We start from the raw sequence: 21,534 nt of genomic DNA, 5'->3' as shown, positions 1-21,534 counted from the left end.
ACTTCGTCGATGCGCCATTTATATGGAGCACTAACTCGCATTACCCAAGTTGGTGGCCGTACAAGGTGGCCGGTATCGGCGCCTTCCAGAGCTTCACCCCCAGGTAAACCCAGCCAATGCCCTCAGCCACAAGAAATAGGTTAGCTATGGCTGAAGCTGTATGATTGGCTTCTAGGTCCCTTCCCAATATGTTGAAGAGCAAGACCGAAGATAGGCTTCCCAAAAAGGAGAACATGCCGATGACGCTTAAAGCCTTGCCCAGCGGGGCATTAAGCTCGCTTCTCATTAACACTACTGCTGCAGTTAGTAAACCCGCGAAAAACATGAGCAGGCCCGGCGAACTGTAGAGTCCCCATGGGCCTGAGGCGCCGTAAGCCTCCGCTGTCCTGGTAATGGAGGTCCACGCTAAGCCGACGCAAGAGGCCAGTAGCCCGTACTGCGCAGCTTTGTGCGGCTTTGCCTGCCGATACACGCCCAGTAAGGTCATGATCATCAGGATCTTCAACAGGAAAAAAAACTGGGTCACCAGAGAAGGAGGGTAGTTCATGTTCTTTAGAGTACCCTCCCAGAGCTCCCATAACCAGCGAAAACTGTAGAGGAATCCGGCCATGACGGCTGCAAAGCCGCTAAAGTAGCCAGGACTTCTTTTGACAGTAGCTGCTTTTTTCTGCATAGCTATTCGTTGTTTGCTTATATCAAATTAAACATAGAGTAATTTTTAAATATTTAAAAGTGTTCAAGCGCGGAAAGCTTTTAAAATCTTGAGTCCTGTACGCTTCGAGGTTGTATAAAGGTAGCATACTTCCAGATTGATCGATCTATGGTTTTAAATGATATGCCCGACTCCCACAGGCACGGCGCCTATGACCAAAGGGTCTGCTGGTTTAGAAGGGCATCGAGTTAGGGGGCGCAAGAGGGAGCTTTCAGCGCGACTGAGCTGTAGTGAAAGCGGAAAAGGCAAAGGAGAGTATGGCTCTTTGGGAGAAGACAGGATAAGGAAATGGATTCGAGAAGTTTGAAAAGATAAGTCTAACTGCCTGCTGAATAGTTAGATAAGCCTGACCTAAGGGGATATTTATCGAACCAAAAAAAGCCGCTCCATTTGATGTGGAGCGGCTTTTTACTATGGTAGCCCGTAGGGGAATCGAACCCCTGTTACCAGAATGAAAATCTGGCGTCCTAACCCCTAGACGAACGGGCCGTTCTGTCTAATTGTGGTGCAAATATAGCGGGTGTTTTTTTATCTGCAAGGGCTAGTAAAAAAACTTTTTCTATTAGACTAGAAGTACTGCGCCCGGATTAACATTTAATCCGGGCGCAGTCATTATTTTTTAGTAGAAGATTTAGATTTCGTTGCAGCTTTTTTTGTTCCTGCCTTTGCCTTAGTAGTCTTTTTGGCAGCTGTAGGTGAAGCTTCCTTTTTCTTAAAGCCGCCACGCCCTTTTTTCTCTGGGGTCGCTTCAGCTAGATCAAGGCACTCCTGCAAGGTTAGGTCTTGTGGCTCTTTGCCTTTTGGGATTTTTACGTTTTTCTTACCAACTACTATGTAAGGGCCGTACCGACCGTTTAATACTTGTACTTCTTCGTTCTCAGAAAAAGTTTTGATGGTTTTTTCAGCGTCAGCCTTACGTTTTGCTTCTATTAAATTAACGGCTTCCTGGGCTGTAACCTGAAGTGGGTCCAAGGTTTTAGGTAGTGAATAGAATTTGCTATTATGGCGGATGTATGGTCCAAAACGACCAATAGCAGCTGTCATTTCTTTGTCTTCGTAAGTGCCAACCACTCTAGGAAGTTTGAACAGCTCTAAAGCATCTTCTAAAGTTATGGTCTCCAGAAACTGACCTTTGCGCAAGCTAGCATATAATGGCTTTTCACCGGTTTCAGTATTTTCCTCACCTAGCTGTACATAAGGTCCGAATCTACCTAGCTTAGCAAGAACTGTTTTAGATGTGGCTGGGTCTGTTCCGATCTCGCGGGCACCCGAAACATCTGCACGTGATATACTCTCGCTGGACTCAATACGCTGATGGAATTTTTTGTAAAACTGATCCAGCATATCTTCCCACTCTTTTTGTCCGTGGGCAATCTCATCAAACTCAGCCTCCACGCGTGCTGTAAAAGAGTAATCTATTACATTAGGGAAATGCTCTACTAGGAAGTCATTCACTACCATAGCCATGTCAGTGGGAAACAGCTTTGCTTTTTCTGCACCTGTTATTTCTGTTTTTTGCTGGCTACTGATTTGATCATTCTTTAAAGTGAGCACTTGGTAAGGTCTTTCTTTACCATCACGGCTGTCTTTTTCAACGTAGCCGCGCTTTTGAATGGTAGAGATTGTTGGCGCATAGGTTGACGGACGACCTATACCCATTTCCTCTAATTTTTTAACCAGACTAGCCTCTGTATAACGTGCTGCAGGGCGTGTGTAACGCTGTGTTGCCAGCATTTGGCGCAGACTTACTTCCTGGCCTATACTTAGCGGAGGCAGCATACCTTTCACATCTTCGTCAGCGCTATCTTCGTCATCTCTTGACTCAATATACACTTTGAGGAAACCTTCGAATTTAATTACTTCGCCGGTGGCCTGCAATTTTTGATCTGCCTGTGTAGAGATACCGATTGTTGCCGTTGTCTTTTCTATTTCTGCATCAGCCATTTGGGAAGCAATCGCTCTTTTCCAGATAAGCTCGTAGAGGCGCTGTTCGTTTCTGTCGCTGCTGGCAACCATTTGCGAGAAGTCGGTTGGCCTGATGGCTTCGTGAGCTTCCTGTGCAGAGGCCGACTTAGTTTTAAAGCGACGCTGTTTCACAAAACTCTCTCCGAAAGAACGCTGAATCTCTTTAGTTGCGCCCTGTATCGCCTCATCAGATAGATTAAGGGAGTCGGTACGCATATAGGAAATCTTTCCGGATTCATAAAGGCGTTGCGCGATAGACATGGTCTGAGCAACTGAGAAGTATAACTTTCGGCTGGCTTCCTGCTGCAGGGTAGAGGTGGTAAAAGGGGGAGCAGGCGTGCGCTTTAATGGCTTTTTCTCTAAGTTCTCAATAGTATAGCTCGCTCCAACGCACTTTTGCAAAAAGGTTTGAGCCTCATCCTCGGTTTTAAATCTGGCAGGCAATTCGGCTTCTAAAGTTTTGCCCTGCACATCAAACTGAGCTGTAATTTTAAAAGAAGCCTCCGCATTAAAGCGGTCAATTTCTCTTTCACGTTCAACAACAAGACGTACTGCCACTGACTGTACACGCCCTGCTGATAAGCCTGTCTTTATTTTCTTCCAAAGAACCGGTGACAGCTCAAAGCCTACGATGCGGTCAAGTATACGGCGTGCCTGCTGCGCATTAACCAAGTCCATGTCAATACCCCTGGGAGTACTGATCGCGTTGATGATCGCATTCTTAGTAATTTCTCTGAAAACAATGCGCCTAGTCTTTTGATCATTCAGGTTAAGGGCTTCAGTCAGGTGCCAGGATATAGCTTCTCCTTCACGGTCGTCGTCTGATGCAAGCCATACAATCTCAGCTTCCTTTGCAAGCTTTTTTAGCTGCGCAACTACTTCTCTTTTATCACTGGATACAACATAAGTTGGTTTAAAACCATGCTCTATGTCAATGGCATTGTTATCTTTAGGTAAGTCCCGCACGTGGCCAAAACTGGACTTCACTACGAAATCCTTTCCTAAATACCCTTCTATCGTTTTAGCCTTTGCTGGCGACTCTACTATTACTAAGTTCTTTATCATCCTTCTTCTTTACAGGCAAGTTTGGCCGAAATTTGCCCAAAGTTCAAATATTTTTTTAAACTATTACAACCTAAGCAGTATAACATAGGTTTAATCGCAAAAGAAATTAAGCTTAAATTTTACTACATTTAGTACGCACTAGCATCTATACGAACATATCTGCCATTTATATGCAACGTAAAATACTGATTTGCAGACACGCCGAAACAGAAGAGCCATATCCGCTGCAGCCAGATTTTGAAAGGGAGCTAACTTTACACGGAAGCCAACAGGCAAGGGACACAGGTGCGTGGCTTCGTGAAAAATTTGGCAAAGTAGATAAGATAGTGGCAAGTCCGGCAAAAAGAGTGAGCCATACAGCACGCATTATTGCAAGCAGATTATACTTTGACTTGGAGAAAATCTCTTACGTGCCAGACCTGTACAACGCAAAGGAGCATGAATTGCTAAAATGCCTTAGTGAACTGCCTGAAGACGTAAAGTCCATTTTATTGATTGGCCATAATCCGGGAATTACGAAGCTTGTCCGGGAAATAACCCACAAGATGATCGGATACCTTGAACCAGCTGAGGTAGCAAGTATAGATATTTCACTTGAGACTTGGGATCAGCTATACTTTTCAAAAGGCAACCTCATAGGAACAACCAATCAGGAAGTATAAACATTCCTGTCCCAGGTATGTTTGACTTTTCGGTTTTGCTTATAATTTAGTACCTTTAGAAGTATTACCTATTCGCCGGCAAGTATATTGTGTCGGATAAAATCAACCTGCATGAAATCGACTGTTGTTGCTGTCATTAACCAAAAAGGCGGCACCGGAAAAACTACAACCACTATCAACCTTGGCAGTGCGCTCCAGAAACTAGGCAAGAAAGTGCTGCTTGTTGACTTGGATCCTCAAAGCAATTTGTCGTATTCCCTGGCTGTTCCCGCAGCCAATGGTACGCTTGCAGATGTGTTTTTAGGTACAAAAAAAATAAAAGAAATTTTAGTAGAAAAAGACGGCCTTTGGGTGGCGCCGGGCTCGAACGATTTAGTTGATATTGAGATATCACTGGTAGGAGAGGCACAGCGCGAGACATTCCTGAAATCTATACTTTCGGAAGCGAAAGGTTTTGATTATGTGTTGGTTGACTGTCCGCCGTCTCTTTCTGTGCTCACACTTAACGCACTAACCGCAGCCAATGAAGTACTCATACCGCTGCAGATGGAGGTGCTAACTTTACAGGGGCTGGATCAGATAACCAAAACAGTAGAAAGAGTAAAAAAAGCGTTCAATTCCAAACTAAAAATAAAGGGTATCGTAGTGGTGATGTTTGATATGCGCAGAAAACTCAGTTTAGAGGTGCTGCAATACCTAAAAGAAAACGTGGAAGAAAGAATATTTAACAGTCAGATCCGACTAAATGTAAAACTGGCAGAAGCGCCTTCGTTTGGCAAGAGTATACTTGATTACGATGCCTCATCAAATGGCGCAAAAGATTATAAAGCATTGGCTGAAGAGTTTCTTGCGGTTAGTTAATGCTGCTTATATTGCCTGTTTTGCCAAATTAAAAGTATATTGCATCTTAAATCGAAGTCTGAACAAAGAACAACCGTTGTTTGTAGCTTATACCCATTCCAACCAAAATTCATATGGCCTTAGGTAAAAACTTGAAGTTGAGTAAAGACAAACTCATTAGTGAAGTGGAAGACAAACCTCAAAAGCCTTCATCTACCAAAGCAAAGGCAGAAGAGAAGACAGCTGTAACAAGTCTGAATAACCAGGATATCAAAACAAAGACTGTTGCTGATGTTGCTGATAAAGCGCCTGTTAAAAAGCAAGGCACTGTAGACGATAAAGCCAATATCAAAGCCAATGGTGAGGTTAAACCACCTATGTCTTATAACCCGGAATATGTAAGTGAGCAACTTAACAAGGTGCTTTACGCTCTAGATGCTTTCAAAAAAGGTGATATCTCCGTTAGGCTTACAAAGCAGAACAACGACATTTTTGCCGAGATCGCTGAAGCCTATAATTCAATGGTGGAGATGATCGGTGGTGTAGGTGGCGAGGTGTCCCGAATATCGAAGGTAGCTGGTGTAGAAGGTAACCTGAAAGCACGTGCCTCAGCCGAGAACGCCTCCGGTTTCTGGAAGGACATGATCAACAACATCAACGGCCTTGTTGACTCAATTGCGGTACCAGTATTGGAAGTAGGTAAAGTACTTAAAAATATTTCGCGCGGTAACCTGGACGAAACGTTCCAGATTCCTGTATCCGGTGACTTTAAAGTCATGGCAGAAACTATTAACCGTACGATTGATAATCTTAACCTTTTTGCCGGTGAGGTGACCAGGGTGGCCCTTGAAGTGGGTACGGAGGGTAAACTCGGCGGCCAGGCATCAGTGCCAAACGTGGCAGGTGTTTGGAAAGACCTTACGGACAATGTGAATACCATGGCCTCGAACCTGACCTTGCAGGTACGTGACATTGCCAACGTAGCAACCGCCGTGGCGAAAGGTAACTTGACGCAGAAAGTATCGGTGGATGTGCGTGGTGAGTTTGCCCAACTTAAGGACAATGTGAACCAGATGGTGGACTCGCTGAACATTTTTGCAGACGAGGTAACCCGAGTGGCGCGTGAGGTAGGTACTGAAGGACGCTTGGGTGGCCAGGCAAAGGTGCCGAACGTAGGCGGTGTTTGGAAAGACCTGACGGACAACGTGAATACGATGGCCAGCAATCTTACCTCCCAGATGCGTGACATTGCAAACGTATCTACAGCGGTTGCGAAAGGGGACCTTACTCAGAAGATTACAGTTAATGTAAAAGGCGAGATGGCTGAGCTGAAAGACATCATCAACCAGATGGTGGACTCGCTAAATATCTTCGCCGGTGAGGTAACGCGTGTGGCGCGTGAAGTAGGTACGGAGGGTAAATTAGGTGGTCAGGCCAATGTACCAAGAGTAGAAGGTACCTGGAAAGAGCTGACAGATAACGTAAACCTAATGGCGGGCAACCTGACCAGCCAGGTACGTGATATCGCTAACGTGGCAACTGCCGTGGCGAAAGGTGACCTAACCCAGAAAGTATCAGTGGATGTGAAGGGTGAGCTAGGTGAGCTGAAAGATATCCTGAATGCCATGGTGGACAGATTGAACGTGTTTGGCGCGGAAGTAACCCGTGTGGCACGCGAAGTAGGTACCGAAGGTATACTTGGCGGTCAGGCAAATGTGCCTAACGTAGCTGGTATCTGGAAAGAACTAACCGACAACGTGAACCTGATGGCAGGTAACCTAACCAGCCAGGTCCGTGATATTGCTAACGTAGCTACTGCGGTGGCGAAAGGCGATTTGAGCCAGAAGATCACAGTTAATGTACGCGGTGAGCTTGCCGACCTGAAGGAGAACCTAAACCAGATGGTGGACTCGCTTAACATCTTTGCTGACGAGGTAACCCGTGTAGCCCGTGAAGTGGGTACGGAGGGTAATCTAGGTGGACAGGCTGCAGTGCCGAATGTAGGCGGTGTTTGGAAAGACCTGACTGACAATGTAAATACCATGGCTGCGAATCTGACCAGCCAGGTACGAGATATAGCCAATGTGGCGACTGCGGTTGCTAAAGGCGACCTGACACAGAAAGTATCTGTGGATGTAAAAGGGGAGATGGCAGAGCTGAAAGTCAACCTGAACCAGATGGTGGACTCGCTCAACATCTTTGCCGGTGAGGTAACCCGTGTGGCACGTGAAGTGGGTACGGAGGGTAAACTAGGTGGCCAGGCTGCGGTACCAAATGTAGGCGGTGTTTGGAAAGACCTGACTGACAATGTAAATACAATGGCCTCGAACCTGACAACGCAGGTAAGAGGTATAGCTAACGTGGCGACTGCGGTGGCGAAAGGCGACCTGACGCAGAAAATTACTGTAGAGACACGCGGTGAAATGGCTGACCTCAAGGAAAACCTGAATCAGATGGTGGACTCGCTTAACATTTTCGGTGATGAAGTAACCAGAGTGGCGCGTGAGGTAGGTACCGAAGGTAAATTGGGCGGACAGGCGATTGTGCCAAATGTAGGTGGCGCCTGGAAGGACCTGACCGATAACGTAAACTACATGGCGTCCAACCTGACCTCTCAGGTGCGCGACATTGCAAAAGTAGCTACTGCCGTTGCCAAAGGTGACTTAACACAGAAAGTATCGGTAGAAGCCCGTGGTGAGATCCTTGACCTGAAGGAGAACCTAAACCAGATGGTGGACTCGCTTAACATCTTTGCTGACGAGGTAACCCGTGTGGCACGCGAAGTAGGTACTGAAGGACGCTTAGGTGGACAGGCCAATGTACCAAAAGTACGTGGTACCTGGAAAGAGCTGACAGACAACGTGAATACAATGGCAAGCAACCTGACCTCTCAGGTGCGTGACATTGCAGCTGTTGCAACTGCGGTGGCGAAGGGCGACTTAACTCAGAAAGTATCTGTGGATGTGAAAGGTGAGTTAGGTGAGTTAAAGGAGAACATTAACCGAATGGTGGATTCTCTAAACATATTTGCTGGTGAGGTAACGCGTGTGGCCCTTGAAGTGGGTACGGAAGGTAAACTAGGTGGCCAGGCTACAGTGCCGAACGTAGGCGGGGTTTGGAAGGATCTGACTGATAATGTAAACACGATGGCCTCGAACCTGACAACGCAGGTGCGTGGTATCGTGAAGGTAGTAACCGCAGTATCAAAAGGTGACCTTACACAGAAACTGACCCTGGAGGCTAGAGGCGAAGTAGCCGAACTGGCAGAGACAATCAACACAATGGTGGTTGACCTGAACAGACTAGCCGGTGAGGTGTCTCGTGTAGCTAGAGTTGCCGGTGTGGAAGGTAAACTAACAGAGCGTGCTACACTACAAGGTGTAGGTGGCAGCTGGAAAGAACTGGTAGATACGCTTAACGACCTGTTAGAGTCCATTGTAACGCCGGTACTGGAAGTATCACGTGTGGTAAGAGCCATTTCTGAAGGTGACTTGACGCAGAAAGTAGAAACGCAGACAGCAGGCGATATTCTGGATATGGCCAACGCGCTTAATCTTGCTGTTGAGAACCTGAATTCACTACTTGGAGAGATCAATGACTCGTCGCTTGTAGTAGGTAGCTCTTCTGAAGAAATGGCTGCTAAAGGGCTTGACATGAACAGAGTAACACTAGATGTTGCTCTTGCAATGCAGCAGATGGCAGAGGGTGCACAGAACCAAGCACTTAAAACAGATCAGGCCTTTAAACTGATCGAAGAGATTATGAAAGCCACTAAAGAAACGGCTAACCGTGCTGAAGTGGTGAACAAATCTGCATTACTTGGTGAGGAAACATCACAGCTTGGTCTTAAAACAGTAGCAGAGGTGGTGAAGAACATGGAGGAAATCTCAAGTTCAGCATCGCTTACATCTAAAACGATTGAAGTACTTAGTGCACGTTCCCAGGAAATATCTAAATCACTTGGTGTAATCACTGACATTGCAGCCCAGACAAACCTTCTTGCACTGAATGCTGCCATCGAGGCGGCCCGTGCTGGCGAGGCAGGTAGAGGTTTTGCGGTAGTTGCCGAAGAAATCAGAAAGCTGGCCGAAGGCTCACGTAAATCTGCAAGTGAAATCTCAACCCTGGTAGATGACGTGAAGAAAGATACAGCTTCTGCTGCAATGGCGATATCAACCATGGAAGGCCGTGTATTGAAAGGTAAGAACGCTACATTCGAAGCATCTGGCGCCTTCAAAAACATTGCTGCATCCAGCGGTGAAACACTTCGTACTGCCCAGGACATTCTAACAGCTACCGAGGTACAGAAATCATCTATTGGTGACGTTGTGAAGTATGTGGAGGAAGTAGTTGCCATTGCCGAGCAAACTGCATCGGGTACACAGCAGGTGGCCAGTACTGCTAAGCAGCTTTCAGCTTCGATGCAGGCACTTACTTCATCTTCTCAGAACCTGAACGACATTGCTGCAGACCTGCAGATAAGTATCTCTGCGTTTAAACTGATTGATGGTAACCTCATTTTCAACAATTCCAAGAACCGCAGAATGATGTCGTTGCCTGTTCCGCAAAAAGCTGAAAGAGGCATTACCGGCAACAAGCGACTGGCCACTAAATCTAAAACAAGTGGACCTTCTAAAACTAGCGATTCGAATAACAAGTAATGGCTAAGCAAAAGACAGAGGAAACTGCAGCAACTCCTAAAGAAAGTACACCTGTAATCGATACTCCGGCCCCATTACAAAATGGAGCAAAACCTAACGATCAGGGAAAACCTCAGGAGCCTGCTGTTAAAGAGGAAAATGTTCACCTCATTGTGTTCAAACTTGGGGAAGAGCATTACGCTATAAAAATTGAACAGGTAAAAGAGGTAACTATAACACCAAGTATAACCCGCATGCCTCGTACTCCTGATTTTGTGCAAGGTGTGGCGAACATACGCGGTGATATTATTGCCATAGTAGACCTTGAGAAGCGATTTGGAATAAGGCCAGCACCAGTAACTGAAGGCCTCAACCCAAATGTAACTTATACTTTAGTTATCGAAGCGAAAGAGTATAGCATTGGTATAGTTGTTAAGGAAGTGCCGCAGTCGCTAAATCTGGCTATGTCTAAAATAGATAAGACGCCTTCTTTTCTGCAGGACACGAACATAAAAGACAATTATATTGAAGGCATCGCGAAAGTGGACAGCAAACTGATTATAGTGCTGGATATGTTCAGAATCCTTTCCAGTGACGAAATAAAGCAGCTCACAGGAAAGTAAAACCTTAAAATCATTTAATAGAATTATGAAAAGAATACTGATTGTAGATGACTCATTCTACATGCGCACTATGCTGAAGAACATGCTTACCGATGCCGGCTATGAAGTGGTAGGTGAGGCTCCTAACGGACAGACAGCACTTGAATTAGCAAAAGAAACAAATCCTGATCTTATAACTCTTGATGTTATACTTCCAGACAACACCGGACTGGATGTACTGAAGGGCATAAAAAAGGATCAGCCTGATATGAAAGTAATCATTGTGAGCGCAGTAGGCCAGGAAGTAATAGTTAATGAGGCCATGGAGTATGGTGCGTTATCTTATATCGTAAAGCCCTTCTCAGAAGAAAAAGTGTTGGAAGTAGTAAGTAAAGCGCTGCAGGATTAATAGGGAGCATCCAACAAGTATACTTTTATAAAGAACTGCCGATGGTAAGTATAGCTACCATAAAGGTCGTGAGTATGACTATGGTTGGGTTGAGTCTTCGGACAACTTTGCATGAAATCTAGAGAACAGGAATATAAAGAGATATTTATCGCTGAGGCCTTAGAGTATTTTGACTCTTTGAATAGGCATATCAGTGAACTGGAGAAGCAACCGCAGGACGATCGTATCCTGGCGGAAATATTTCGCTTGCTACACAACCTGAAGGCAAACGCGAAGGCTATTGGCTATCTCCAGATCTCAGATGTATCGCATAAGCTGGAAACGGCATTTAGCCTGATCCGCAACAAAGAGCTTAGTTTTAGCGATGAGGTCGTAACTGTTCTCTTCGATGGAATTGATATGCTCGGAGAGCTTATCACAAATGTTGACAGTCCGATACCAGTTGAGCCCGATCCGGTTTTACTGCGCAACCTGGATATTATAGTAGATAGCCTGTCTGACAGCACCATTGAGCTGGCTAAGGTACAGAAGTATACTACAACTAAAAACCTGTCTTTATCTGATCTGATTTACATTCAGATTAAGAAACTCGACCACATGCTTAACCTGGTGGGAGAGTTGATTATAGACAGGGACAGGATTATTTCTCTTAGCCGTGAGCTGAATAACGATGATCTTAAAGTAGTAAGCTCACACTTGTACCGCATAACGGAAGAGTTGCAGTACAGTGTAATGGATGCACGCCTAGTAAATATCGGGACTTTGTTTAATAAGTTTCCGCGAATTGTGCGCGACATAGCATCTGCCGAACGAAAAGATATCAACCTGGAGATTCAGGGGCAGGATATCCAGATAGACAGAAACATACTTCAGATCATAACGGATTCGCTGTTGCACCTGGTTCGCAATGCAATTACACACGGCATCGAAATGCCGGAGCAACGCGAAAAAGCGAAGAAGTCGCGTGCCGGCTCAATTTTGCTTAGCGCCCGCAACGACCGCGACAACGTGGTGATAAAGCTGAAAGACGACGGTAGAGGAATAGACCTTAAAAAGGTTAAAAAAACTGCAGTAAAGAATAAACTTGTTGCAGCCGACGTGGCCGAAGACTTGCCTGACTCTGAGGTACTTTCATTTTTATTTGAACCAGGCTTTTCTACCGCTGATGAGGTAACAGAATACTCGGGCAGAGGCGTTGGCCTTGACGTTGTTAAAAATGCCATTGACTCTATTGGAGGCCGCCTTCAGGTGGATTCTAAGCTAGGTGTAGGTACCACCTTCACTATGCAGTTGCCTACATCAATCGCAGTTAAAGGTGCCCTGTTGTTTGAAGTGGATACTATTTTCTATGCCATTCCGCTGCTGCACACAGAACAAGTAATTGCTTTAGACAAGGACGAATTACACGAAGTAGGCGATGTAATGGTTGCCGATTTGAAAGGAGAGACCGTGACGGTAGTTTACCTGCACGAGCTTTTAAATGCCGATGAGGCGACAATAAATTTCGGAGACAAGACCCGGTTAAAAGGACAGGTGCAGAACATTGTAGTTGTTTCTTACAACAATAGAAAGCTTGGGTTAATTGTAGACAAACTGTATAGGCAGCAGGACATTGTGGTAAAGCCATTGAGCAAGCCACTTGATAAAGTTGACCTATATGGTGGAGTAACACTTTTAGGTAGTGGTAAGGTTTGCCTGGTACTTGATGTGCCGGCAATAACCAGGTATTTTATTCAAAAAAGATAAGAGCCGGGGCGATGGGAACTGAAACAACTAAAGCGAGAAGTATGATGGCACCTCAGATATCGGAACTGGAGAGGGACATAATAAAGGAGATTTTAAACATAGGCCTTGCAAGGGCTGCAGATTCCTTCGCTGCGATAGCGAAAGACAAAGTATTGCTTAAAGTTCCGGATATAAAGCTGATCGAACTTAAAGATCTTCTGAAATTAGTCGAGGACTACTGCGACACGCACAGCATCATACAGTCAGATATAAAAGGAGACTTTAACGGGGCAACCCTTATGCTTTTTTCCGATGAGCATGTTGTTCGCCTGTCAGAAGTGTGCCTGAGTATGCTGAATGTTCAGAAAGGGGAGTTGTCGGTAATGCAGGAGTCTCTGCTACTTGAAATAAGTAATATTATTACCGGTGCCCTTGTAACACAGTTGGCTAACATACTTAAGGCAGACATTTACGGTTCGCCTCCTAAATTGCCAAAATCAAACGTGGCCGATTCACTTAAAGACATACTGGTACACCATCCTTTGTTTAAACCATTGGTCTTTACGGTAATTACACGTTTTACCCATAACTCTAAGAGTGTAGAGCTGCCGCTGCTGTTGTTTTTCGATTCTGAGACATTACTAAAGATGCTTGATATCATCCGCACCTTTGATCTGGGAAAAAATAACCTTAAAGAAACCGAATAGAAGAAATACAAGTAAATATGGCCTAAAGCTTCACAAAAACCTTTACGCCAAATATGCAATCACCCAGGCAGCGCTTAAGCAGGTACGAAATTACTGGATATGCCCTTATACTAGCCGGTGCCATCGTGCTTATTTGGGGTACCGTAAAGTTTAACCTCCTGCAAGAACTCTACACCGAGCCAAGTGACAGAAGAGGAGGTGTTTTTGGAGAGTATGGCGAATTCATTGGCGGCATTGTTGGATCGCTTTGGGCTTTGGCAGGTGTATTTCTCTTCTTTGCTACGCTCACCTACCAAAAACGTGAGTTTGAGTTACAGCGCTTTGAGCTGCATAAAACTCAGAAGATATTTCAGCAGCAAAATTTCTCTACCCTTTATATCAGCTTTGTAAACAAGCACAACGACATCATAGATGCACTCACAGCCTATGATATAAACCAAAGCCCGCACACAGGCAGCAATTTCTTCGTTTTTTTCCAGGAGAAGGTTATGTCATCGTTTGTACAGAAGGTAAGGTGCCTTTCGGAGGAACAAAAGACGGAGCCGGAACTATACCGCCTCTTTGAAGAATACTTTACCTACCACTTCACGTTTTACCGCACCAGCCTCGATCCATACTTGAAGAACCTGAGCGTTCTGTTCAAACTTATTCAGCGTTATCGTTCCGAAACACACGACGAAGGGGAATATTACAGCTTTATCACCAAGGCTAATTTTACGCAGTCAGAGCTATTCCTTACCTACCATGTAGCACTATTCAACCTCCTGAAAGAATTTACTGCTCTCGACAATACCTTTAATGTTTTCGAAGACCTGGCAAAAGACTACCGGGTGAACAGTATTGTCCAACAGGAACTAAAGCAGAGCTAAGACAGAATAGCCAGTAAGAAAAGTATAAAAGGTTAACACATTGGTAAGCAACACAGTATACATTTCTGTTGCTTATTAACTTTTGATTATAGCACTATATTTCGTTTTTTTACCTGATTAATCATTTTTAACCTTTCATACCCATTGATGAACGCTTTAGGTAGACACATTTTAGTTGAATTTTACGATTGCTCACCTGAGCTGATGAACGACGTAGTTCATATCGAAAACAGTATGGTTGCCGCTGCAGAAACAGCAGGCGCTACTGTTATTAATAGCACGTTCCACCACTTTTCACCTTATGGCGTATCTGGAGTGGTTGTGATTCAGGAGAGCCACCTGGCTATTCATACCTGGCCTGAGTTTGGCTATGCAGCCGTAGACTTGTTTACCTGTGGCGACTCAGTAGATCCATGGGTATCTTATAGTTTTCTGAAGGATGCTTTTGAAGCAGGGCATGGCTCATCTATGGAGTTACGACGTGGTCAGCTTAACCTGCTGAAGCGTACCGACTTTAACTTGGATGCCCTACGCGATGTAGCCCAAAGGCCGACTGATGTTCCGGGTACCATTACACGCGATGTTTGGTTTACGGAGCGCGATGAGAACATTGCCTTGTCTTTAAAGCACACAGGAAATCAGCTTTACAAAAAAGATTCTGATTACCAGCGTGTAGAGGTATTCGAAACTTTGGCTTATGGCAACATGCTTACGCTAGACGGTATGGTAATGTGCACGCAGAAGGATGAGTATGTGTATCATGAGATGATCACACACGTACCGATGTTCAGCCACCGCAAAGCAAAACGCGCCCTGGTAATTGGTGGTGGTGATGGCGGAACTGTAAGAGAGCTGCTGCGCCACGAGCAACTGGAAGAGGTTACGCTGGTTGAGATCGACGCATTGGTAATTGAAGCCTGCAAACTACACCTGCCAGAAACAGCCGTAGCATTTGACAATCCTCGTTTGAACCTGCTGGTAGAAGACGGAATAAAGTATATCAACGAATGTGAAGACGGCCGCTACGACCTGATTATTATTGACTCTGCTGATCCAGTTGGACCAGGTGAAGGCTTGTTTACTGCTGAGTTCTACAAAGAAGTATACCGTTGTCTGACTCCTGATGGCGTAATGATCACGCAGTCAGAATCGCCGAGGTTTAACAGCGGTGTTTTTGTGGAGATTTACGACACATACAAGCAGATCTTCGGCGATAATAAAGTACACTGCTACTTAGCTGCTATTCCAACATACCCTACCGGAACCTGGAGTTTCTCTTACTCTTCTAAGGGAGAATCTAATCCGCTTGTATTTGATAAGGCTGCTGCAGCTCAGTTCTCTAAGGCACAGGGCTTAAAGTATTACAACGAGGATATTCATGTAGCAGCCTTTGCATTGCCTAACTTTGTGAAAGAGCTTTTAAGCCACGGCTCACAGGAAGTAATTGAACAATACTCTGCAGAACCAACCAATGAATAGCAAAGAGCAAAAAATAGCCAACTTCGATCCTAACGGAGTAGGCGATATTAGTGGTGGCCTCTTTGGTTTACCATTCACTATCGAAGAGTCAGAAGTAGTTATTATTCCAACTCCCTGGGAGGTAACCGTATCGTATAGTGCTGGCACTGCACAGGGACCGCAGGCTGTAATGGACGCTTCTCCTCAGCTGGACCTATTGGAGCCATCAATTCCGGATGCTTGGAAACTTGGTGTGGCTATGGAAGATATTTCAGAGGATTGGCTTAAAACCAGTGATGAGCTGAGACAGAAAGCTGAGGCTTACATTAACTGGTTAGAAGAAGGCAGCCCGGAAGAGAGTAAAGCCGAGTTCGGTAATACTACTGATGAGGTTACAGCAAAAGGAGAGGAGTTCCTGCAGTGGTTAAAGCAGAAGTCTCTTAACTACCTGAATCAGGGTAAAATGGTAGGCGTGTTGGGTGGTGACCACAGTACTCCACTTGGCCTGATGCATGCACTGGCAGAGAAGCACGAGGAGTATGGTATACTTCAGGTTGATGCCCACGCCGATTTGCGAGATGCCTACGAAGGATTTAAGTACTCACATGCTTCTATCATGTTTAATGCACTTAAATTGCCGCAGGTAAAGAAGCTGGTGCAGGTGGGTATCCGTGACCTTTGCCAGGCAGAAGCAGAACTAGCCGACCAATCTAACGGCAGAGTTGCTATTTTCTACGATGCCACCCTTAAAGAAAACATGTATGCCGGCGACAGCTGGAAGAAAGAGTGCAAGAAAATAATTGCGCAGCTTCCGCAGAAAGTATACATCAGCTTTGACATTGATGGCCTCGATCCGAAGCTTTGCCCTGCAACCGGAACTCCCGTACCGGGAGGTTTAGAGTTTGAGCAGGCAGTTTTCCTGATAAAGCAACTGGTAAAGTCTGGCCGTGAGATTATCGGGTTTGACCTTTGCGAAGTAGCTCCAGGGGAAAGCGAGTGGAACGGTAACGTAGGCGCACGCATGTTGCAAAAGCTCTGCAACTGGATGGCTGTATCGCAGGGTAAACTAGAAGCTCAGTTCTAGCAGACCATCAAGTATAAAATATAAAGCCCTGCAGTATACATGCTGCAGGGCTTTTTGCTGACCTCTTATGTATTAATCTTTATATTTTAATTTTTCGTACTAGAAAACGATTTTCGTTTAGCTTATTTGCCATACAACATAAAGTATAAAACTATGGGATTTATAGTAAAACTCTTAATAACCGGAGCAGCCGCCATGCTGGCTGCCTATATACTACCCGGTGTTAACATCGATAATTTTATAACCGCACTAATTCTCGCATTGGTGCTTGCACTGCTTAACGCTGTGGTGCGGCCAATTCTTATTTTCCTTACCATACCAGTAACGGTGCTGACACTTGGTATTTTCTTATTGGTGATAAACGCTATTATTATTTTATTAGCCGATGCACTTGTAGATGGCTTTGATACGAGCGGCTTTTTTGCTGCCTTACTTTTTAGCCTTGTGCTGGCAATAATAGAAGCTATACTTGACTTTATATTTTAGCTTAGTTAGCACATTTATTAGATTTTATAGATAGACTTTAAAGTATAACTTTAAATAAAAAAGCAGCCCTGGTAAGTCCCAGAGCTGCTTTTTTTATATAGCTTAATTTATCTCTTCATCCATGCTTCACATGCCTCAGCACACTCACGACAGGCATCGGCACACTTCTGGCAGTGATCATGGTCATGCTTACGGCATTCGGCCTCACACTGGCGGCAGATCTCAATGCATTCTTTCATCACGTGTTTGGTGTGTTCAGAGTCGCGTGCCATAAAGCGTGCAGTAAGTGTGCAGATGTCAGCACAGTCGCGGTCTATCATAATACAACGCGCCATCATCTTTACGTTGTCTTCATGTAAGCAAGCTGTTGCGCATGTTTCGCAGGCTGTTATACATTTGATCAGTACATGCTCTAACTCGTTTGTTCTCTCAGATTTCATAGTTTTTAAATTTAGTTTACAACTTTTAAAGTTACGATGGTTAAAGGCTATTGTTATTATTGTTTCCTTTCCGGCTGTAGAAATCAGCTGGGAGCAAGTACAGGTTTCGTTGCTTTTTAGTATCAGGATAGCTCGTTATTGATGGAGCTTATACTTAACTTTGAAATATAATTTGATGCAAATGAAGCAGGTATACGCCTGCACTTGAAGATAAAGTATGGTTACGATTCGTGAAGCGAGAGAAGCACTAAAGTTATACTTCGGTTATGAGCAGTTTAGGCCCATGCAGGAGCAGATAATTGAAGGTGTGTTGCAGGGCAAGGATGTAGTGGTATTGATGCCCACAGGTGGTGGTAAGTCTGTTTGTTACCAGGTGCCTGCGGTTGTTTTACCGGGCTTGTGTGTCGTAGTGTCGCCTCTTATCGCCCTCATGAAAGACCAGGTGGAGGCGCTGTTGGCCAATGGCATACCGGCAGCTTACATTAACAGCTCACAAACGGCCGAGCAGCAGTACCAGATCGAGAACCAATGCCTGGACGGAAAACTAAAGCTGCTTTATGTTTCTCCTGAAAAACTTCTTTCGCCGGGGTTCTTTGCTTTTCTAAAAAGAATCAAGATATCGCTTTTCGCAATAGATGAAGCACACTGTATTTCTGCCTGGGGACACGATTTCCGCCCGGAGTACACGCAACTAAAAGTATTAAAGCAGCAGTTCCAGTCGACTCCCGTTATTGCGTTAACTGCTACAGCTGATAAGCTTACGCAAAAAGATATTCAGGAGCAACTCTACCTGCGCAACCCACAGACTTACGTTGCATCTTTCGACAGGCCCAATATTAACCTGATGGTAAAACCGGGGAGAGATCGTTTTAAGAAAATTACCGAATTCCTGGATCGGCATCATAACCAGCCCGGTATCATCTATTGCCTTAGCCGAAAAGGGGTTGAATCCTTAGCTTCTAAGCTGAAGGCTAACGGGTACAGCACTACTTATTACCATGCCGGCATGTCGCCTAATCAGCGTGCGAAGGCGCAGGAAGATTTCCTAAGGGATAATGTTCAGATAGTGTGCGCAACGATTGCTTTCGGCATGGGTATTGACAAATCGAATGTGCGCTGGGTTATACATTACAACCTGCCAAAGAACATTGAAGGCTATTACCAGGAAATCGGCCGTGCCGGTCGAGATGGTGCCAAATCAGATGCTTTGCTTTTCTATAGCTTTGCCGATGTAATGAACATGCGCAACATGCTTACCGAAAGCCAAAGCCACGAAGCACAGACGGAGCTGCAACTTGTAAAGCTTGAAAGAATGCAGCAGTTCGCTGAGGCCTCTGCTTGCCGCAGGCGTATTTTGTTGCAGTACTTTGGCGAAACCATGAAGAAAGACTGTGGTAACTGCGATATATGCCGGAACCCGCCGCAACGATTTGATGGAACACTTTTGGCGCAAAAAGCGCTGTCTGCCATTGCCCGCACCCAGGAGCAAGTTAACCTGGGGCTGTTGATTGATGTACTGCGTGGTGCCAGAACAAATCAGGTGTTGCAAGCTGGCTATGACAGAATTAAGACATACGGTGCAGGACGAGAGTTTAGTACGTTGGATTGGAACCGTTATCTTCATCAGTTATTGAATGAAGGCTTTATGGAGATGGCCTATGACCAAGGCTATACTTTGAAGCTAACAGAACAAAGCAAACAGGTTTTGTTTGAAGGACGTAAAGTACAGCTGGTGAAGTTTGAGGATGCGAAGCAGGAGGAGCCAAGTATAAAGGCCCGTCCAAAAAGGGAGCTGATCAAAGATGCGCTGTTCGAACGGTTAAGGTCTTTGCGTAAGAATATTGCCGATGAAGCTGGTGTACCGCCTTATGTAGTATTTACAGACACCACGTTGCAGGAGATGGCAGCTGAGCGACCTACATCAAAAATCGGCATGTTGGCTATTTCTGGTGTCGGTGCCCAGAAGTTTGAGCGTTACGGCGATCTGTTTATCAGCGAGATTATTGATTTTGTGAACGAGGAGCAGGCAAAGGGTAACAAAATGAAAGGTGCAACTCATCTGGCAACTTTTGAACTTCTAAAGCAAGGGTACACGATTCAACAAATCTCTATACAGCGCAACTTAAACCCGGTTACGATCTTTTCCCATATTGCCACATTGTATGAGCAGGGGTATGATGTTGATCTGTTTAAATATGTATCTAAAGGAGAGTACAACGTCATCAGCAAAGCAATTGCTAAATTGGGAGTAGATGCTAAGTTGAAAGACTTGTTCGAGTTCCTTGATGAAGGCTATGAATACTATAAGATCAGGCTATCAGTCTCAATTTATAAGAAGGATAAACTCCAGTAGACAACAAGTATAAATGAAAGAGGGCAGCCATATTTGGCTGCCCTCTTTCATTTATACTTGTTGATCTGATTACTTAACTGATGCAATCGGATCAGGTGTGTTGTCTTTGTCGCCTGTAATAGTACCCTGCGTGTATACTGTACCTCTTAGAAGAAGAACACCAGCTACGTGCGGAGCGGCAAATGAAGTACCGTAGCCACCGCCACCGATGCCACCACCTTTTGTAGTAACAGTTACGTTAGCACCTGGAGCAGAGAAGTCTACTGGGGCACCATAGTTAGAAGAAGACCATAGGCGGTTGTAAATGTCCATTGCAGATACAGTATAAACACCTGGAGCATCTACACGAGCAGGAGAAGTACCTGAGCAGTCTACAGCGCTGTTACCAGCTGCAATTGCAAACTTAATACCTTTAGCGGCAGCTGATACTACAGCATTATCAAGAGTAGAAGATATACCTGCACCAAGGCTCATGTTTACTACATCACCTGGTTTAGCATACATACTTACATGGTTTACAGCTGAGATAGCTCTGGAAACTGTTCCACCACCAACATCATCAAATACGCGAAGTGCCACTACTGTTGCATTGGCAGCAACACCGATCATGCCTGAACCATTGTTTTTAGCAGCAATTACACCGGCAACAGAAGTACCATGTCCGTATCCGTCCTCTACAGATGTTACGCCATAAATAAACGATACGCTTCTGCTTGGGTCCACATTCAAGTCAGGGTGGTCAGTATCAACACCTGAGTCAATTACCCATACTGTTTTACCAGTTCCGTCGCCGTAACCTACACGCTGGATGTTCCACGGAAGGTTTTCACCAGCAACAGGAGTGATGGTAGTATAAGTACTTGTCGTTGGAGCCGGTTCAGTTGGGGCTGGCTCGGTTGGCGTAGGAGTTGGCTCTGTTGGAGCCGGTTCAGTTGGAGTTGGCTCAGAAGTGCCACCGCCTGTTTTGTCTTTGCCTGAGCCTTTGCCAGGGTTTGTGTTTTTGCCAAGAGATATGGCTCTGTCTTGCTCGATGTAAGCAACATTCGGGTTATTTCTGATTTCTGCTAACTGCTCATCAGATAAGCGTGCAGCAAAACCGTTAATCACACCGTCAAATTTTTGTACCAGGTCTTTAGCTGGAATTTTAGCATCTGACATTAAACGATCGCGCAAGCTGCTAAACTCTGCACGCGATGAAGATGACATGTCGTTTGAGCCGCTTGCGTTAAGGCCGTTGTTGCCATTTTTGAATACAACTATATACTGACCTGCAATGGCTTTACCAACTTCACTTGGCGACTGATCTACATTGCTTTCAAACTGATTTTCCATCAGTTCTTCCTTCTGGCAACCTGCCAGTGTAACGGCTGAAGCTAGTGCAAAACAAGACACTGTTCTCTTTAGACCATTCTTAATTGTCATAAATCTTTGGCTAAAAGTTAAAAAAATATTATTGCTAAATTTAAACCTTTGGTATTGAGTTTTCGTAACCCCGCATTTATTTAAAAAGTTCAAGT

16 protein-coding genes and 1 tRNA gene are annotated in these 21,534 nt (G+C 45.0%); 12 read left to right on the top strand and 5 right to left on the bottom strand.

Features of this window, described 5'->3' with window-relative positions; all coding sequences use genetic code 11:
- Positions 1 to 40: 40 nt before the first annotated feature.
- The 3 genes from H8S84_RS03305 to topA all read right to left on the bottom strand — a co-directional run bounded on the left by H8S84_RS03305 (position 41) and on the right by topA (position 3,742).
- Positions 41 to 673: a hypothetical protein gene (locus tag H8S84_RS03305; RefSeq protein ID WP_187065839.1), complete on the bottom strand. Its 633-nt coding sequence runs from the start codon at positions 671 to 673 to the stop codon at positions 41 to 43.
- Positions 674 to 1,126: 453 nt separating this feature from the next.
- Positions 1,127 to 1,201: transfer RNA gene (locus tag H8S84_RS03300), tRNA-Glu, on the bottom strand.
- Positions 1,202 to 1,324: 123 nt separating this feature from the next.
- The gene (gene topA, locus H8S84_RS03295) at positions 1,325 to 3,742 is read right to left on the bottom strand and encodes a type I DNA topoisomerase (protein ID WP_187065838.1); all 2,418 of its coding nucleotides are present in this window, start codon (positions 3,740 to 3,742) and stop codon (positions 1,325 to 1,327) included.
- A gap of 170 nt (positions 3,743 to 3,912) precedes the next feature.
- Here topA and H8S84_RS03290 point away from each other — a divergent pair, with 170 nt between their 5' ends.
- The 11 genes from H8S84_RS03290 to H8S84_RS03240 all read left to right on the top strand — a co-directional run bounded on the left by H8S84_RS03290 (position 3,913) and on the right by H8S84_RS03240 (position 17,224).
- Positions 3,913 to 4,404 (top strand): SixA phosphatase family protein, encoded by a 492-nt coding sequence (locus tag H8S84_RS03290; RefSeq protein ID WP_187065837.1) that lies wholly within the window; start codon positions 3,913 to 3,915, stop codon positions 4,402 to 4,404.
- 111 nt (positions 4,405 to 4,515) lie between these two features.
- Positions 4,516 to 5,265 carry a ParA family protein gene (locus H8S84_RS03285; protein WP_187065836.1) on the top strand — a complete coding sequence of 250 codons (750 nt, stop codon included), beginning with the start codon at positions 4,516 to 4,518 and terminating at the stop codon, positions 5,263 to 5,265.
- Between the two features lie 113 nt (positions 5,266 to 5,378).
- Positions 5,379 to 9,905, top strand: coding sequence for a HAMP domain-containing protein (locus H8S84_RS03280; RefSeq protein ID WP_187065835.1), 4,527 nt, complete (start codon positions 5,379 to 5,381; stop codon positions 9,903 to 9,905).
- Positions 9,905 to 10,507 (top strand): chemotaxis protein CheW, encoded by a 603-nt coding sequence (locus H8S84_RS03275; RefSeq protein WP_187065834.1) that lies wholly within the window; start codon positions 9,905 to 9,907, stop codon positions 10,505 to 10,507. The genes H8S84_RS03280 and H8S84_RS03275 overlap by 1 nt, the downstream gene beginning before the upstream one ends.
- 25 nt (positions 10,508 to 10,532) lie before the next feature.
- Positions 10,533 to 10,895, top strand: coding sequence for a response regulator (locus H8S84_RS03270; RefSeq protein ID WP_187065833.1), 363 nt, complete (start codon positions 10,533 to 10,535; stop codon positions 10,893 to 10,895).
- Between the two features lie 111 nt (positions 10,896 to 11,006).
- Positions 11,007 to 12,641, top strand: coding sequence for a chemotaxis protein CheA (locus H8S84_RS03265; RefSeq protein WP_187065832.1), 1,635 nt, complete (start codon positions 11,007 to 11,009; stop codon positions 12,639 to 12,641).
- 41 nt (positions 12,642 to 12,682) lie between these two features.
- On the top strand, positions 12,683 to 13,327 hold the full coding sequence (locus H8S84_RS03260) for a chemotaxis protein CheC (RefSeq protein ID WP_187065831.1): 645 nt from the start codon (positions 12,683 to 12,685) through the stop codon (positions 13,325 to 13,327).
- A gap of 53 nt (positions 13,328 to 13,380) precedes the next feature.
- Complete coding sequence (locus H8S84_RS03255) at positions 13,381 to 14,196, top strand: putative phage abortive infection protein (protein WP_187065830.1); 816 nt, start codon at positions 13,381 to 13,383, stop codon at positions 14,194 to 14,196.
- 147 nt (positions 14,197 to 14,343) lie between these two features.
- The gene (gene speE / locus H8S84_RS03250; protein ID WP_187065829.1) at positions 14,344 to 15,675 is read left to right on the top strand and encodes a polyamine aminopropyltransferase; all 1,332 of its coding nucleotides are present in this window, start codon (positions 14,344 to 14,346) and stop codon (positions 15,673 to 15,675) included.
- On the top strand, positions 15,668 to 16,738 hold the full coding sequence (locus tag H8S84_RS03245) for an agmatinase family protein (RefSeq protein ID WP_187065828.1): 1,071 nt from the start codon (positions 15,668 to 15,670) through the stop codon (positions 16,736 to 16,738). Before speE ends, H8S84_RS03245 begins: the two co-directional genes overlap by 8 nt.
- Before the next feature lie 153 nt (positions 16,739 to 16,891).
- The gene (locus H8S84_RS03240) at positions 16,892 to 17,224 is read left to right on the top strand and encodes a phage holin family protein (protein WP_187065827.1); all 333 of its coding nucleotides are present in this window, start codon (positions 16,892 to 16,894) and stop codon (positions 17,222 to 17,224) included.
- Between the two features lie 107 nt (positions 17,225 to 17,331).
- On the opposite strand, the gene H8S84_RS03235 is transcribed toward H8S84_RS03240, so the two are convergent.
- Positions 17,332 to 17,664: a four-helix bundle copper-binding protein gene (locus tag H8S84_RS03235; RefSeq protein ID WP_187065826.1), complete on the bottom strand. Its 333-nt coding sequence runs from the start codon at positions 17,662 to 17,664 to the stop codon at positions 17,332 to 17,334.
- A gap of 217 nt (positions 17,665 to 17,881) precedes the next feature.
- Here H8S84_RS03235 and recQ point away from each other — a divergent pair, with 217 nt between their 5' ends.
- A complete protein-coding gene (gene recQ, locus H8S84_RS03230) occupies positions 17,882 to 20,017 on the top strand; it encodes a DNA helicase RecQ (protein WP_187065825.1) in 2,136 nt (711 codons plus the stop codon).
- 69 nt (positions 20,018 to 20,086) lie between these two features.
- Here the strand turns inward: recQ and H8S84_RS03225 are convergent, their stop codons facing one another.
- Positions 20,087 to 21,439 (bottom strand): S8 family serine peptidase, encoded by a 1,353-nt coding sequence (locus H8S84_RS03225; RefSeq protein ID WP_187065824.1) that lies wholly within the window; start codon positions 21,437 to 21,439, stop codon positions 20,087 to 20,089.
- Positions 21,440 to 21,534 lie beyond the last annotated feature (95 nt).

The organism is Pontibacter cellulosilyticus (genome assembly GCF_014306105.1).
Lineage (GTDB): Bacteria > Bacteroidota > Bacteroidia > Cytophagales > Hymenobacteraceae > Pontibacter > Pontibacter cellulosilyticus.
Note: the sequence above shows the minus strand (reverse complement) of the source record. Positions and strands in the feature narration are given on the sequence as shown.

Coding starts and splice junctions, on each gene's coding strand:
- H8S84_RS03305 (WP_187065839.1), bottom strand. CDS start 673: ATGCAGAAAAAAGCAGCTACTGTCAAAAGAAGTCCTGGCTACTTTAGC.
- topA (WP_187065838.1), bottom strand. CDS start 3,742: ATGATAAAGAACTTAGTAATAGTAGAGTCGCCAGCAAAGGCTAAAACG.
- H8S84_RS03290 (WP_187065837.1), top strand. CDS start 3,913: ATGCAACGTAAAATACTGATTTGCAGACACGCCGAAACAGAAGAGCCA.
- H8S84_RS03285 (WP_187065836.1), top strand. CDS start 4,516: ATGAAATCGACTGTTGTTGCTGTCATTAACCAAAAAGGCGGCACCGGA.
- H8S84_RS03280 (WP_187065835.1), top strand. CDS start 5,379: ATGGCCTTAGGTAAAAACTTGAAGTTGAGTAAAGACAAACTCATTAGT.
- H8S84_RS03275 (WP_187065834.1), top strand. CDS start 9,905: ATGGCTAAGCAAAAGACAGAGGAAACTGCAGCAACTCCTAAAGAAAGT.
- H8S84_RS03270 (WP_187065833.1), top strand. CDS start 10,533: ATGAAAAGAATACTGATTGTAGATGACTCATTCTACATGCGCACTATG.
- H8S84_RS03265 (WP_187065832.1), top strand. CDS start 11,007: ATGAAATCTAGAGAACAGGAATATAAAGAGATATTTATCGCTGAGGCC.
- H8S84_RS03260 (WP_187065831.1), top strand. CDS start 12,683: ATGATGGCACCTCAGATATCGGAACTGGAGAGGGACATAATAAAGGAG.
- H8S84_RS03255 (WP_187065830.1), top strand. CDS start 13,381: ATGCAATCACCCAGGCAGCGCTTAAGCAGGTACGAAATTACTGGATAT.
- speE (WP_187065829.1), top strand. CDS start 14,344: ATGAACGCTTTAGGTAGACACATTTTAGTTGAATTTTACGATTGCTCA.
- H8S84_RS03245 (WP_187065828.1), top strand. CDS start 15,668: ATGAATAGCAAAGAGCAAAAAATAGCCAACTTCGATCCTAACGGAGTA.
- H8S84_RS03240 (WP_187065827.1), top strand. CDS start 16,892: ATGGGATTTATAGTAAAACTCTTAATAACCGGAGCAGCCGCCATGCTG.
- H8S84_RS03235 (WP_187065826.1), bottom strand. CDS start 17,664: ATGAAATCTGAGAGAACAAACGAGTTAGAGCATGTACTGATCAAATGT.
- recQ (WP_187065825.1), top strand. CDS start 17,882: ATGGTTACGATTCGTGAAGCGAGAGAAGCACTAAAGTTATACTTCGGT.
- H8S84_RS03225 (WP_187065824.1), bottom strand. CDS start 21,439: ATGACAATTAAGAATGGTCTAAAGAGAACAGTGTCTTGTTTTGCACTA.